13 protein-coding genes are annotated in these 13,058 nt (G+C 72.3%); 5 read left to right on the forward strand and 8 right to left on the reverse strand.

Annotated elements, in window-relative coordinates:
- Positions 1-355: 355 nt before the first annotated feature.
- Positions 356-847: a hypothetical protein gene (locus tag ACLQ2S_RS26935; RefSeq protein ID WP_155219548.1), complete on the forward strand. Its 492-nt coding sequence runs from the start codon at positions 356-358 to the stop codon at positions 845-847.
- Positions 848-981: 134 nt separating this feature from the next.
- Positions 982-1,596: a class F sortase gene (locus tag ACLQ2S_RS26940; protein ID WP_425703761.1), complete on the forward strand. Its 615-nt coding sequence runs from the start codon at positions 982-984 to the stop codon at positions 1,594-1,596.
- Here the strand turns inward: ACLQ2S_RS26940 and ACLQ2S_RS26945 are convergent.
- The gene (locus ACLQ2S_RS26945) at positions 1,568-2,155 is read right to left on the reverse strand and encodes a hypothetical protein (protein WP_155219551.1); all 588 of its coding nucleotides are present in this window, start codon (positions 2,153-2,155) and stop codon (positions 1,568-1,570) included. The two genes, ACLQ2S_RS26940 and ACLQ2S_RS26945, sit on opposite strands and share 29 nt — an antisense overlap.
- A gap of 65 nt (positions 2,156-2,220) precedes the next feature.
- Between ACLQ2S_RS26945 and ACLQ2S_RS26950 the strand changes: the two genes are divergently transcribed.
- Positions 2,221-2,640 (forward strand): YchJ family protein, encoded by a 420-nt coding sequence (locus ACLQ2S_RS26950; protein WP_309223477.1) that lies wholly within the window; start codon positions 2,221-2,223, stop codon positions 2,638-2,640.
- Here ACLQ2S_RS26950 and ACLQ2S_RS26955 read toward each other — a convergent pair.
- The 7 genes from ACLQ2S_RS26955 to ACLQ2S_RS26985 form a co-directional block, all read right to left on the reverse strand.
- On the reverse strand, positions 2,616-3,926 hold the full coding sequence (locus ACLQ2S_RS26955; protein ID WP_155219554.1) for an MFS transporter: 1,311 nt from the start codon (positions 3,924-3,926) through the stop codon (positions 2,616-2,618). The two genes, ACLQ2S_RS26950 and ACLQ2S_RS26955, sit on opposite strands and share 25 nt — an antisense overlap.
- A 193-nt stretch (positions 3,927-4,119) precedes the next feature.
- Positions 4,120-5,205: a mechanosensitive ion channel family protein gene (locus ACLQ2S_RS26960; protein WP_155219557.1), complete on the reverse strand. Its 1,086-nt coding sequence runs from the start codon at positions 5,203-5,205 to the stop codon at positions 4,120-4,122.
- Positions 5,206-5,368: 163 nt separating this feature from the next.
- The gene (locus ACLQ2S_RS26965) at positions 5,369-6,046 is read right to left on the reverse strand and encodes a lytic polysaccharide monooxygenase (RefSeq protein WP_196222561.1); all 678 of its coding nucleotides are present in this window, start codon (positions 6,044-6,046) and stop codon (positions 5,369-5,371) included.
- A 386-nt stretch (positions 6,047-6,432) separates the two neighbouring features.
- Positions 6,433-7,509: a hypothetical protein gene (locus ACLQ2S_RS26970; protein WP_425703765.1), complete on the reverse strand. Its 1,077-nt coding sequence runs from the start codon at positions 7,507-7,509 to the stop codon at positions 6,433-6,435.
- A gap of 42 nt (positions 7,510-7,551) precedes the next feature.
- Positions 7,552-9,222: a protein kinase domain-containing protein gene (locus ACLQ2S_RS26975; protein WP_425703767.1), complete on the reverse strand. Its 1,671-nt coding sequence runs from the start codon at positions 9,220-9,222 to the stop codon at positions 7,552-7,554.
- Positions 9,223-9,455: 233 nt separating this feature from the next.
- A complete protein-coding gene (locus ACLQ2S_RS26980; RefSeq protein ID WP_155219563.1) occupies positions 9,456-10,163 on the reverse strand; it encodes a hypothetical protein in 708 nt (235 codons plus the stop codon).
- Between the two features lie 145 nt (positions 10,164-10,308).
- Positions 10,309-11,262, reverse strand: a complete 954-nt coding sequence (locus ACLQ2S_RS26985; RefSeq protein WP_425703769.1) for a hypothetical protein — start codon at positions 11,260-11,262, stop codon at positions 10,309-10,311.
- Positions 11,263-11,416: 154 nt separating this feature from the next.
- Here ACLQ2S_RS26985 and ACLQ2S_RS26990 point away from each other — a divergent pair, with 154 nt between their 5' ends.
- Complete coding sequence (locus ACLQ2S_RS26990; protein WP_155219568.1) at positions 11,417-12,133, forward strand: FadR/GntR family transcriptional regulator; 717 nt, start codon at positions 11,417-11,419, stop codon at positions 12,131-12,133.
- The gene (locus ACLQ2S_RS26995; protein WP_155219571.1) at positions 12,130-12,957 is read left to right on the forward strand and encodes a sterol desaturase family protein; all 828 of its coding nucleotides are present in this window, start codon (positions 12,130-12,132) and stop codon (positions 12,955-12,957) included. The genes ACLQ2S_RS26990 and ACLQ2S_RS26995 overlap by 4 nt, the downstream gene beginning before the upstream one ends.
- Positions 12,958-13,058: the final 101 nt, after the last annotated feature.

The raw sequence follows: 13,058 nt of genomic DNA on the forward strand, positions 1-13,058 counted from the left end.
AACGCCCCCGACCCGCCACCCATTCCACCCCCAGCCAACCACCGCACCCGCTCCGCACAGCGCCAACCGGACACCCGACGCACCTGGTGCGAACCCACCCACGAACCAGGGTGCGGCGCGCACTGAACGGCACGAGCCGACCACACCCGCACCAGCCGGACAGGGCGGACCCAGACCACCCTTCGGCGACGGCTACGGCTCCCGGGGGGACACCGGACGGCAACGAAGATTTCTCATTTTCACCGGATCGAGGCCCAAGCCCACCTAGTGTTGGGCACACCGGTGCTAGTCACGGAGTTGGCCACCCGAACGACGTCCCACGCAGTCAGCGGACGAAAAGTGAGGGAAGACGCGTATGAAGGCAACAAGAGTTCTCATACCGGCAGCGGGCAGCATCGTCCTCGGCGCGCTGTTGCTGCCCGGCACCGCGCTGGCCGACACCACCGTGTCACCGGCCACCACGCCGGTCGGCGGAACCGTCGTACTGACCGCGACAACCTGCAACCCGGCGTCCGGCGACGCGATCTTCCACGTCACCGGGCCCGACCGCGACCAGAACGTCCGCTCCACCACCGCTGCGGCCGGCGGCGGCCTGAGTGCGGAGCTGTTCACCGCCGGGTTCACCCTCGGCACCTACACGGTGGCCGCCACCTGCGGTGACGGTACGCCCGATGGCAGCGCGACCTTCACGGTCACCCCGATCGGCGGTGCCGCGGCCGGTGGCCGTGACGGCACCGACGGAGCCGGGACGGTGGCCACCGGCGTCACCCTCCTGGCCACCGCGCTCGGCGGGGCCGTGATCCTGGCCCGGCGGCGTCGCCACGCCATCACCGCCGCGACACACTGATCCGCGGTTCACCCCATCCATCCTGCGGCGGGTGCCCGTACCGTGCTCCACGGTGCGGGCACCCGAGGTGACGCCGCAGGCGAAGCCCTCCCCTCTCGCCCCGCCACGGCGGGCACCGGCGAACGGAGGTTCCCGTGCGGGCGTACCACCTGGGCAAGGTCCTGATCGTGGTGCTCGCGGTGGCGGGCCTCGCGCTGGTCGGCACGGGCGTGACCCGGTTGCCGGCCCGACCTCCGCAACCGTCCGGCGCGGCGGCTCCGCACCGGACGGCGCCCGCACCGGACCTGCCGCCGCTGTCCCGGGCCGACCCCGTCGAGGTGCGGATCCCCGCCATCGACGTACGCGCGCCGCTGGTCGCCGTCGCCGCCGACGCCGCCGGGGCGCTGGAGGTGCCGCCGCTGGACCTGCCCAGGGTGGCGGGCTGGTATCGGCCCGGCGTCAGCCCCGGCGAGACCGGCAACGCGGTGCTGGTGGGCCACGTCGACTCCCCCGCCGGGCCGGCCGTCTTCTTCCACCTGGGACGGCTGCGTCCCGGCGACATCATCGAGGTCGTCCGGACCGACGACCGGGTGGTGCGCTTCGCGGTGGACGGCGTTGAGGCGTACCCGAAGGATCGTTTCCCCACCGACCTGGTCTACGGCCCCGGCGAGGTGGCCGGGCTCCGCCTGGTCACCTGCGGTGGCCGGTTCGATCGGGACGACGGCGAGTACGTCGACAACGTCATCGTGTTCGCCACCCGGGCATCGTGAACCGCGTTTGACCGTCGGGCCCTCGGGAAGAACCGTCACCCCACGGCAGAAACCGAGGAGCGACGATGGCGCAGGCAGCACGGGCCACGAAGCGGACCGGCGCGAGCAAGGGCGGCCCGCCACCACGCAAGGTGGCGGCGAAGAAGGCGGCCACCAGGGCGAAGCGGGCCACCGGGGCCACCGCCGCGAAGACGCCCGACCGGAAGCCCACCCCGACGAGTACCCGCGTCGCCCGCAAGAAGGCGGTCTCCGCCACCGCCACCCCGGCCCGACGGCCCACCGCCAAGGCGACCGCAGCGAAGAAGACCGCTCCGGCCGGCAAGGCGCCCGCGAAGAAGGCGACGACACCGGCGAAGGCGTCCACCACGAGGGGACCGGCGACGAGCGCGAAGCGGGCACCGACGAGGAAGACCTCGGCCACCCAGGCCGCCGCCTCCCAGCCCCGTTCCGCCGGTACGGCACCAGCGAAACGGGGCAGCACGATGGAGACGTTCGGCAGCCGTCGAGGCGCTCGCAGCAGCGCCCGCTGACCCACCGCCCGAGGCCGATCGGCGGTCACACCGACGGATGGCGTGCGGTCGCCCCGATGCTCCCGGCCGACACCACGACCGGGAGGATGGTGCCGTGGCCAAGCGAGACAGACGAACAGGTGACCCGGCCGGGACGATCGGGACGTGCCCGTGCGGGCAGGGTCTTCCGTACGTGGACTGCTGCGGTCGGCTGCACCGGGGCGAGGCCGACGCGCCCACCGCCGAGGCACTGATGCGCTCCCGGTACGCGGCCTTCGCCGTGGGCGATACGGCCTACCTGCTGCACAGTTGGCACTCGCGCACCCGGCCCCCACGGCTGCACCTCGATCCGGCCCAGCGGTGGACCCGGTTGGAGGTGCTCGACACCGAGGGAGGCGGACTGTTCGACAGCACCGGCACCGTACGGTTCCGGGCCCACTACCGGGAGGGACGCGAGCCGGGCACGGTGACCGAACGCAGCCGTTTCGTCCGCGAGGACGGCCGGTGGGTCTACCTGGACGACGAACCCGGCTGAAGCGAGTCACCCACCAGCGGCCTCCCGCCCGGCACGCGTCGTCTCCGGTCACCTCCCGCCAGCACCACCGCGATCACCAGGTACGGCACGGCGGCGACCGCGAACGCCACCGGGTTACCCGCCACGGTGGCGACCAGGCCGTACCCGGCGTACACGCCGATGACGGTCAGATCGGTGCCCATGCCGGCGAGCGAGGTGACGGTGGCCCGCCCCGGCCCGACGATCCGGTTCTGTAGCCGCGCCTCGGCCAGCACCGAGGCCAGTTGCAGGCCGCAGAAGGCCACCGCCAGCAGCCCGAAGGCGGCCGGGTGTCCGGCCAGCGCGCCGACGGCCAGGGCCACCGCCGAGCCGACCAGCAGCAGCGCGTACCCACGGTTGCCGAGGCGTTCCCCGGCCGGGGCGAGCAGACCGCCGATGATCTGCCCGACCGTGAGGACCAGGAGCAGCAGCGGCACGGTCGTCAGCGCGACGCCGGTGTCGCGGGCCAGCAGGGGCGTGTACTCGTCCAACGCGCCCCAGACCGCACCGACCCCCGCGACGAGCAGCACCGCCCGGCGCACCGACCGGTCGCCGCGCGCCTCGGCGATGCCCGCCCGGAGGCCCTGCCACCAGCCGAGTTCGTCCTCGTCCCCAGCCGGTGGCGCACCGGCGTGCGTCACCGTGCTCCCGGCTGTCGTCCCCGCCCCGCCTCCGACCGGGGCGGAGACGACGGTCCGACGGTGTTCCGGGAAACCCACGGCGGCCGCGCAGGCGAGCAGGCAGGCCGCGACGCTGGCCGCGCCCACCGCCGGATAGCCCCCGAACCCGAGCACCGGACCGGCGAGCACGATCGACCCCAGCACCCCGACGGTCCCGGCGGTACGCGCCCGGCCGATGACCCGGGCGTACCGGTCGGCGACACCGAGGCGGTCGAGTTCGTCGAAGACCAGAGCTTCTGTCGCGCCGGAGGCCAGCGCACCGCCGGCGCCCCAGAGGACGAACCCGACGGCGAACGCCGGATAGGACGGTGTGAGGATCCACAGGGCGAAGCCGGCAGCGGAGCACAGCGGCGCGAGGCAGAGCATCCGCCGTCGAGAGGTCGCGTCGGCCCAGGCTCCGGAGGGCACCTCGAGTGCGATGCTGGCCAGCGACCAGATGACGAAGAGCGAGGAGATCTGCCCTACCGACAGGCCGGTGTCGGCGAAGAGCAGCGCGTACACCGGGTAGAGCAGCACCAGGTCGGTGAGGAACGCGTACGCGTAGAGCGTGCCGGCCAGACGGCGGGCACGTGACATGGGCGAGGTCATCGAGGCCTTTCACATGGGACGGGTCACGGACGCCGGAGTCACGGTGCCCGTGGCGGCCCTCGGCCTCGGAGGTCGGATCAATGTCGCCAGGTCATGGCGCTGATGTTAGTGCATCCGGCGAACGGGTTTCACCCGCTGTCGCCCGCTGTCCGGGCGGAACGGGACCGCAGGTCGGCCCCGTTCCACCCGTCGGTCAGCGCTGCTCGTCGGCCTTCGGCAGGACGATGGTCGAGTCGCTGTCGGCGGCGTCCGGCTGCACCGGCACCGACGCGGGGGTGACCACCTGGGTCGCCTCCGGGTCACTCGCCGAGGCTGGCGACGAAGCCGGATTCTCGCGCGGCAGCGCCGTGGTCACGTCAGGGTCGGCGAGACGGTCGTGTTGCTCGGCATCGCCAGTGGCGTCCGGCTGCGTCGGCGGCGCGGAGGTGATCACCTGGGTCGCCTCCGGGTCACTCGCCGACGACACCGACGGCTGCGACGGAGCGGGATCCTGGCGCGGCAACAGCGTGGTCGGCTCGGGGTCGGGCCGGGTGACGACCTGGGTCGCCTCCGGGTCGGCGAGGTGGTCCACGGTGTCGTGACGGCCGGCGGAGTAGGCCCGGGCATGCTCGGCGATGGTCCGCGACTCCTGCTCGGCGCGGGCGAGCCAGGTCTCCCACCGGCTCTGCATCGGACGCACCAGACCGCCGCCGACCCCGACCACGAGGATGCCGCCGATGGTGGCCAGCACCGCGATCAGTACCGGGGTGGTCACCGCGGTGGCGACCCCGATCTGGTCGAGCGCGGCGATGACGCCGAGACCGATGATGAACGCCGAGGCGACGGTGGCCAGCAGCCGACCGTAGGACAAGCCGCCGAGAGCGGCGGAGATGATGTCCTTCACCGCACTGGCGATGGCGGCGGCGACGACCACGATGACGATCGCCACGAAGGCGCGCGGCAGCCAGGCGATGACCCCGCCGATCAGGTCGGAGATCGGGTTCGGACCCCAGATCCCGAAGGCCAGGTAGAGGGTGAGCAGCAGGATCCCGTAGTAGGCGAGCCGGGCGACGATGTCACTGGCGTCGTATCGGGATCGGGCCAGGGCCCGGCGGATGCCGCCGCGTTCGACCGCGCGGTCGAAGCCGACCCGTTCCAGCAGCCGGTTCACGACCTTCAGCGCGGCCTTGGCGACCAGCCAGCCGACGACCAGGATCGCCACGAAGGCCAGCGCCTTGGGCAGGAAGAGAAGTATCGAACGGAGGGTGTCCCCCACCGCGTCACCGAAGTTGTCTCGCATCGGATGGTCCTCCACAGGGGGCGGGTGACTCGTCTGGCCCGACCTACCCGACCGGCGGGAACCAGAAACACCGCCCCTCCGTGTGCGTCCGCCCGACTGACAGACTCCGACCCAGGACCGGGGTCCTGGGTCGGAGTCTGGGACGGGTCTTGTCGGGTGCCGATCAGACGAAGTTCACGTCACTGCACCACATGTAGGCCTGGTCGAGGTGCGAGGCCTGCCAGATGACGAAGACGATGTGGCGTCCGGTGTAACCGGAGGTCGAGACGTTGAACGAGATGTTCTGCGACGGCGCGTACCGGCCGGTCTGCGTGATGAAGTCGAGGTTGCCCCACCCGAGCTGCTGGGTGGTCGGGTCGAACCCCTGCTTGCTGACGTAGACGCGGAAGAAGTCGGCACCGTGGCTGGCCTGGTCGTACAGGTGGACGGTGAAGTTGCTGCCGACGTTGGTGGCCCGCCATGCTCCCGGCTGGTTCAGGCTGTTGTTGCGGGACAGCCCGTTGCTGCACAGCTGCCCGTCGGGCGTACGGGCCTCGAACTGCCCGCCGAGGCCGTCCCGCAGCGCGCTCATCCAGTTCCACATGGTGTCCGGGTTGGCCTGGAAAGCCTGGTAACACATCGGGTCCTGCTGCTGCATGTCCGGGTTCGTGTGCTGGCTGCCCCAGCTCTGCCAACACTGGTAGGCACGGGAGGCCGGGTTGATGATGGTGCCGTGCGCCTGGGCCGGGCTGGCCCACGGCAGCACACCGACGATCATCGCGAGCAGCACGGCAAACGCCCGAAGTGGCTGGCGGACGGCTGACCGGGATCCGCCGGTGTGATCGGGCCTGCGTGAACGCATGTGCGTCCTCCGTTCCTCGGTGGTATCGGTGTGGGAGCGCTTCCACCGACAGAGAAACATTGACGTACATGAATGTCAACAATGATCTTATTTGGTATCACTGTGGACTGAGGTGTCCCGAGTCGCCGCGAAAGCCCGCCAATGCCGCATCTACCTGCGACGATGGACCACTCCGACACCCTCTTAATCATCCGAAGAACTTCCAGGATCGAAACTTTCGGCGGTTGACTACGCACCGCCCATAGTGCATCGATCCGGCATCACCGTCCACCCGGACCCTGGACCCCACCCCAAGATCCGCGCAACTTCCCTGATGTTGCTGCATCAATAGGAGTTCAGGCAGCAACATCCCTGAAGTTGCGCGGATCTTGGGGGTGGGGTGGGGGTCAGCCTGGGCAGGTGTAGGAAACCTCGGTCGCCGCCTGCACGGGTGCCGGCGACACGATGTTCACCGTCGCGGTCTCGGTGGTGCTGCCCACCCCGGTGAAGGACCAGCGCAACGTCAACTCGACGCTACGCTGTCCCCACCCGACGCGCTCGGTGAGCAGGGCACCCGGCGCACTGCCGGTCCGCAACCACTGGTACTCGATCACCCCGGCGCGGCCGTTGGTCGAAACGGTGGCGACCACGTCGACGGTGACGTCGCAGCGCTCACCGGCCGGTCGGGGCACACTCGCGGTCACCTCGGTGATCTCCAACGGACTGAGCCGCTGCCAGATCCACAACCCCGCCACCACGAGCAGCGCGAGGCTCAGCACGCCGGAGAGCACGGCGGTCAGGCGGCGCAGGGTCGACGGCCGGCGCGGCGGCGGCGCGGCGACCGGCCAGGCCGGTGCCTCCGGTGGGGCCACCGGCACGCCGGGACCGAACCGCACCTCACCGCCGCCTACGCTGGTGGGTGCGGGAGCATTGCCGGTACGGGTGACGTCCGCCGTCCCCGCCCACGACGCCGTCGGCGCGCCGCCGCCACCCCACGCCGTGGTCGACCTGCCACCACCCGACGCTGTGGTCGGCTCCGCACCGCCAGATGACATGGTCGCCTCGTCGCCACCCCACGGCGTGGTCGACCTGCCACCACCCATCGCCACAGTCGGCTCGGCACGCCCCATCGCCATGGTCGGCTCGCCGCCACCCCACGACACGGTCGCCTCGCCGCCACCCAACGCCATGGTCGGCTCGGCACCACCCATCGCCATGGTCGGCTCGCCGCCACCCCACGACACGGTCGCCTCGCCGCCACCCAACGCCATGGTCGGCTCGGCACCACCCCACGACACGGTCGCCTCGCCGCCACCCAACGCCATGGTCGGCTCGGCACGGCCCAACGACACGGTCGGCTCGGTGGCGCCCCACGACATCGTGGGGGCCGGTCCGGAGGGCGGGTGTGCGGGCAGGGTGACGGATGGCTCGGCCGGCACCCGTTGGGTGGGCAGGGCCTGCGTGGCGTCGTCCGGCTGGTTCACCGCTGTCGTCTCCTGCGTTCGGTGGGTGCGTACGGGTTCCGGTCAGCCGGGCGTACAGAAGGAGTAGAGGGTCACGTACCCGGCCCCGCCGGTGGTGGTGTTCCCGGCAGCGTCGGTGGCCACGACCGACACCGGAATCCGAGTGCTGTCGCCGGGCCGAGGCAGATCACCGAGCACACCCCGGAACTGGCCGCTGCGCAGCGGAGCCATGCTCTGCTCGTACGCCCGCCCCTCCAGCGTGTAGCGCAGACGTACCCGCAGCTCATTCGGGCCGGTGGTGTCGTCGGCGACGAGCGCGGTGACCGTGCTCGAGGTCGGCCCGAACGGACAGCCCGCCGGATCCAGCTCGGTCGGACTCGCCGTGACCCGGTTGACGGTGGGCGCGGTGGTGTCCGACGGCGGCGCGGGGCTGGTCGACGACGTGGGCTCCGGCGTCGCGCTCGGGGTGGTGTCCGTCGGGCGTACCGACGGGCTCGGCTCGACCGACGTGCCGCCGGTCGGGACGGCTCCGGGGCCGGTCGGGGTGGGTGGAGCCGGGGTGTCGGCCGTCGGCTCGTCGACCGTGGGGGTGGGCTCCGGCGCGGCCGGAACCACGCCGGTCGGTGCGGTGGTCAGATCCGTGCGGGTCTCGGTGGACGCGGACCCGACCTCCGACGGGTCGTCCTTCGCCGCGTAGCTGAGCCCGGCACCACCGACCAGCATCGCGGCCACCAGGCCGGTGCCGACCAGGACCGCCCGGGACCGGCCGGTCCGCCGAGGTACGGACGGCTCGTCAACCGCCGTTGACGCTGCCGACGCGCTGAGGGTCGTGCTGGCCACGCTGATGCCGCCGCCGTTGCCGTCCGGGAACGGGAAGAGCGCCGCCAGCAGCGCCGCCCGGCGCGCCAGCTCACGCCACCCGCGTTCCTCCCAGTCGGCTCCGTAGGCACCGGCGGCCACCTCCTCCAGGCTGGCGAGGAAGACCTGCGCGGGTTGTGGCCGGTCGTCGGGTCGTTTGGCCATCCCGGCGCGCAACAGGCCGTGCATCGGGCGCGGCGCCTGGTCGGCGGGAACCGGCGCGTTGAGGTGCTGCCCGCGCAGGGTGATCAGATCCCGCCCGTCGAACGGTGGGTGGCCGGTGAGGCATTCGAAGAAGGTGGCGGTGGCGGCGTAGATGTCGCAGGCCGGGCTCGCCGGGGCACCGGACCACTGCTCGGGGGCCATGTAGCGGGGGGTGCCGGTGACCGTGCCACCGGAGGCGGCACCGGTCGGCATGGCGATGCCGAAATCGGCGAGCTTGCTCGTGCCTTCGGCGGTCACCAGCACGTTCTCGGGCTTGTAGTCACGATGCACCACGCCCCGGGCGTGCGCCGCGCCGAGCCCCGCCAGGGAGCCCTTGAGTACGCAGAGCGCCGACTCCGGCGTGGTGGGGCCCTGCGCGCGCAGCATCTGGCGCAACGACACGCCGTTGACCAGCTCCATCACGATCGCCGCGCCGCCGGGTGCCTCGACGTACTCATACAGGCGACAGATGTACGGGTGGTCGATGTCGGCGAGCAGCCGCGCCTCGGCCCGGAAGTCGGCCCGCACCGGCTCGTCGTCAGCCGCCGCGGTCAGGTACTTGATCGCCACGGGAGTGCCGGTGGCGTCGTGGACGGCGAGGTCGACACTGCCGGAGGCACCGGCGCCGAGCCGACGGACCGGGGTGTAACCGGATACCTGCCAACCGCTCATGTCGCCACTATCCGTCTCTGGCGCAAGTGGACACTGCCGCAGCACACGCGATCATTATCGTCACCGTCACCGGCGACGCCATCAGCCCGGTGGGTGTACCGACCCCACCGGGTGGCTGCTTGCTGACCCGTCCTGCGGGCACCGTGGCTGAGCTGCGGCGACACCTGCGGCACCGGCGGTTGACCGGGGTGTGCGAGCCGACCGGGGCCGCCCCGCACACCCACCCCGTCGACTCAGGACCCGACGCCGACTCGTCCGGCGGAGTCGGCGGCCACCACGACCGTCTCGGCCGGTACCGGCTGCCCGGCCGGTCGCACCCGCCGCGCCGGAAACGTGGACGGGTTGATCCCGACCGACGGGACCGGCCGCCACAGCAGGTTGACCCGGTGCCCTCCCGGACCCGACGGGCGTTGCCAGACCCGGTAGCCGAGTCGGCGATAGAGCCGGACGTCCTCGTCGCCGTGTACCTCCGCGTAGCTGGGCAGGCCGAGGCCGTCCATGTGCCGGTGACTGCCGGCGAGGACGGCGGCGGCCTGGCCGGCCCGGTCGGCGTCCGGCGGCGCGGCGAGGAACGCGAGGTGGTTGTGCGCCTCGACGGGACGCCGCGCCGCGAGGACGGTGTCGACCTGACGGAAACGCACGGCGTGCTCCCCGCCGACGTCGTCGAGGCGCTCGTCGTAGCGGGGCGGCGGCGGGATCGGGCGGTAGCGGTGGAACCAGACGGTGGCGGCGGTCCCGTCCTGGAGCAGGAACGCGTCGCCGAACAGCAGGGCGTGCTCGGTCCAGATACGTGCGACGGCGGCGATCACGGCGGGGCGTCGTCGCTCGTCGGGCACGAGCCAGGCGCCGAGCGAGGTCGGGGCGATCGTGGCGGTGAGCAGATCGACGATCCAGTCGAGATCGCACCATCGGGCACGGTTGACCGGCGGGGTGACGTGCATGGGCACTCCTGGGGAAGCGTGAGCTGGCGAGGACGTGGTTGTCCGGGCACCGCGCGACAGGCGGGTGGCCGGGACGGTCGGCGGCGTACGGCCGACGTGAGCTGGTGCCGCGCGACCGCGACGACGAGCCGGGCGGGCGCGCCGGTCAGGCCGGTCGGGTGTCCGGGCGTGGCGCGCGGGAGGGCCGGCGGCGGGTACGCGCCGACCGGGACACCCGACCGCTGAACGACGGCGGTGACCAGCCGGCCGCCGCCGTGTCCGCCGGGCCGTTGTGCGGGGTCGGGGTCTTGTCGACGCCGCTGCCGGCGGGTGCCGGGGACAGTGGCTTCTGGCCCGGCGAGCGCTCGGCCTGCCGGTCCCGGTCGGACTGGCCACCGTCGGCGACCTCGTCGCCGACCTGCGATCGGATGGCTGCTGCTGCCGGGACGACGCCGTGGCGGGTGACGCGGTCGGCGGACGGAGCCGGTGCGACGCCGCCTGGTCGCAGGTCGACCGGCCCCGGTGTGTCCGGCGGCGCGGGGCCGACTGCCGGTGCGCTCGACGCGGTGGGATCGGGTTGCGGGATCGGTTCCGTCGGCGTCGACGCCGGAGTGGGCTGGAGCGGGCCGACCACGGGTTCCAGGAGGTCGAGCACCGGCTCCAGCAGGTCGAGCACGGGCGTCAGGTCCGGCTGGCCCCGGGGCGGCTCGTCGGCCGCCTGGTCAGGCGGCGTTGCCCCGTCCCCCAGCCCGGGGGCGGCCGGCACCACTGCCCGCTCCGACGGAGTCGGCTCGATCGACTGTGGATCGTGACTGGTCCGATCGGGTGGCGCGTCATCCCGCGCCGGCTGCCCGCCGACAGAGCGCGTCGGCTGCTCTGCGGGCTCGGCGACGGCGGGAGGGCCGGACCGCTCCCCCGGCGGTGTCTGGTCGGAGGGCGGATCAAGCAGGACCCGGACGAGATCGGCGGCCGAGGTAGCCGAGGCGGCCGGCGGATCCTCGGCGGCGTGGGCGGAAGAGGTCGCGGCGAGGTTGTAGGCGCACCAAGCCGCTGCGGCGACCACCGCCAGGAATCCAAGTCGGAGGATCACGGGTACGAGGCCACGCCGTCGTGTCGTCACCCGGCGCCTCCTGTACCCGAACAATCACCGCCCACCCGCGAGACACCCTAACTCACTGCGATCAAACGGTCACGGTCGATCGGCGTGTCGGTCATTGCGCCCCACTGGTACAACCAGTTGACGGGTTGATGTGTCCCGGGCCACACTGCGGAGCATGGAATTCGCCCCCGTGACTCGGGCCTCCGTCTCCGACCTCGTCTTCGGACAGTTGCGCGACGCCATCGTCAGCGGCGCCTACCGCACCGACGACCCCCTGCCCGGCGAGCGGGAGCTGGCGGCGGCCTTCCAGGTGAACCGCCACGCGGTACGGGAGGCCCTGCGCCGGTTGCAGCAGCTCGGCCTGGTCCGGGTCAGCCAGGGTGGCGCGACCCGGGTGCTGGACTGGCGGGTGCACGCCGGGCTGGACCTCGCCCTGTCGCTGGTGCGCTCCGGCGACGTCCTGCCGGTCGCCACCCTGGTCCGCGACATGATGGACATGCGCGCCTGCATCGGTGTGGACGCGGCCCGGCTGTGCGCCCGCCGCGCCGACGCCACCGCGCGGCGGCGGATCGTGGACGCGGTCGAGGAGTTCGCCGACCTCGCCCCCGACCTGACCGCCATGGGTGAGGCCAACATCGCCGTGTGGCGGCTCATCCTGGACGGCTGCGGCAACACCGCCTACCTGCTGGCCTTCAACAGCCTGGTGGCCGGTGCCCTGGCGGTGGCCGAGGTGCCACCGGCGCGACGCGCCACCGAGCTGCTCGACGTCACCGGGCACCGCCGGTTGGCCTCGGCCATCGCCGACGGCCGGGACGTCGAGGCCGCCGAGCAGGCCCGCTCCCTGCTCACCGCCCCGCTGACCGCGCCCACCAGAAAGGACAGTCGAGCATGATCCCCGCCGTGCTCTACGCCATCCCCGCGTTCCTGCTGCTCATCATCGTCGAGGCGCTGTCGTACCGGTTCGCGCCCGACGACACCGAGCGGGGCTACGAGGCCCGGGACACCGCCACCAGCCTCACCATGGGTGCCGGCAGTCAGGTCATCGGTGTGCCCTGGAAGCTGCTCACGGTCGGCCTGTACGCCGCCGCGTACACGATCTCACCGTTCAGCCTCTCCCCCGGCGACTGGTGGGTCTGGGTGCTGTTGTTCTTCGCCGACGACTTCGCCTACTACTGGTTCCACCGGGCCCACCACGAGGTCCGACTGCTCTGGGCGGGGCACGTGGTGCACCACTCCAGCGTGTTCTTCAACTTCTCCACTGCGCTGCGCCAGAGCTGGACGCCGATGACCTCGCTGCCGTTCTGGCTCGGCCTGGCCCTGCTCGGCATGCCGCCGTGGATGATCTTCCTTCAGCAGTCGATCAGCCTGCTCTACCAGTTCTTCCTGCACACCGAACGGATCACCGTGCTGCCCCGACCGATCGAGGCGGTGTTCAACACCCCCTCGCACCACCGGGTGCACCACGGCTCGAACACCGAGTACCTGGACCGCAACTACGGCGGCATCCTGATCATCTGGGACCGGCTGTTCGGCACCTTCCAGGCGGAGGGGGACACGGTCCGGTACGGCCTGACCAAGAACATCGGCACCTACAACCCGCTGCGGGTGGCGACCCACGAGTACGCGGCCATCTGGCGGGACCTGCGCACCGCCCGGTCCTGGCGGGAGCGGCTCGGTTACCTGCTGCGCCGCCCGGGCTGGCAGCCGGTCCGGTGAGCGCCGCGGTCGGCTCCGGCAGCGTGCGCGGCGGCCAGGGCGGCCGGCACCACCGCGGCGCTGGGGTGCAGCACCGAGGGCAGGTGGGTGTCGTCGTAGTC

Source organism: Micromonospora sp. DT48 (assembly GCF_049844495.1).
Lineage (GTDB): Bacteria > Actinomycetota > Actinomycetes > Mycobacteriales > Micromonosporaceae > Micromonospora.

What these genes read in the sequence shown, in the direction of transcription:
- ACLQ2S_RS26960 (WP_155219557.1), bottom strand. Translation starts at nt 5,205, where the DNA reads ATGCGAGACAACTTCGGTGACGCGGTGGGGGACACCCTCCGTTCGATA.
- ACLQ2S_RS26935 (WP_155219548.1), top strand. Translation starts at nt 356, where the DNA reads ATGAAGGCAACAAGAGTTCTCATACCGGCAGCGGGCAGCATCGTCCTC.
- ACLQ2S_RS26990 (WP_155219568.1), top strand. Translation starts at nt 11,417, where the DNA reads ATGGAATTCGCCCCCGTGACTCGGGCCTCCGTCTCCGACCTCGTCTTC.
- ACLQ2S_RS26955 (WP_155219554.1), bottom strand. Translation starts at nt 3,926, where the DNA reads ATGACCTCGCCCATGTCACGTGCCCGCCGTCTGGCCGGCACGCTCTAC.
- ACLQ2S_RS26995 (WP_155219571.1), top strand. Translation starts at nt 12,130, where the DNA reads ATGATCCCCGCCGTGCTCTACGCCATCCCCGCGTTCCTGCTGCTCATC.
- ACLQ2S_RS26975 (WP_425703767.1), bottom strand. Translation starts at nt 9,222, where the DNA reads ATGAGCGGTTGGCAGGTATCCGGTTACACCCCGGTCCGTCGGCTCGGC.
- ACLQ2S_RS26980 (WP_155219563.1), bottom strand. Translation starts at nt 10,163, where the DNA reads ATGCACGTCACCCCGCCGGTCAACCGTGCCCGATGGTGCGATCTCGAC.
- ACLQ2S_RS26965 (WP_196222561.1), bottom strand. Translation starts at nt 6,046, where the DNA reads ATGCGTTCACGCAGGCCCGATCACACCGGCGGATCCCGGTCAGCCGTC.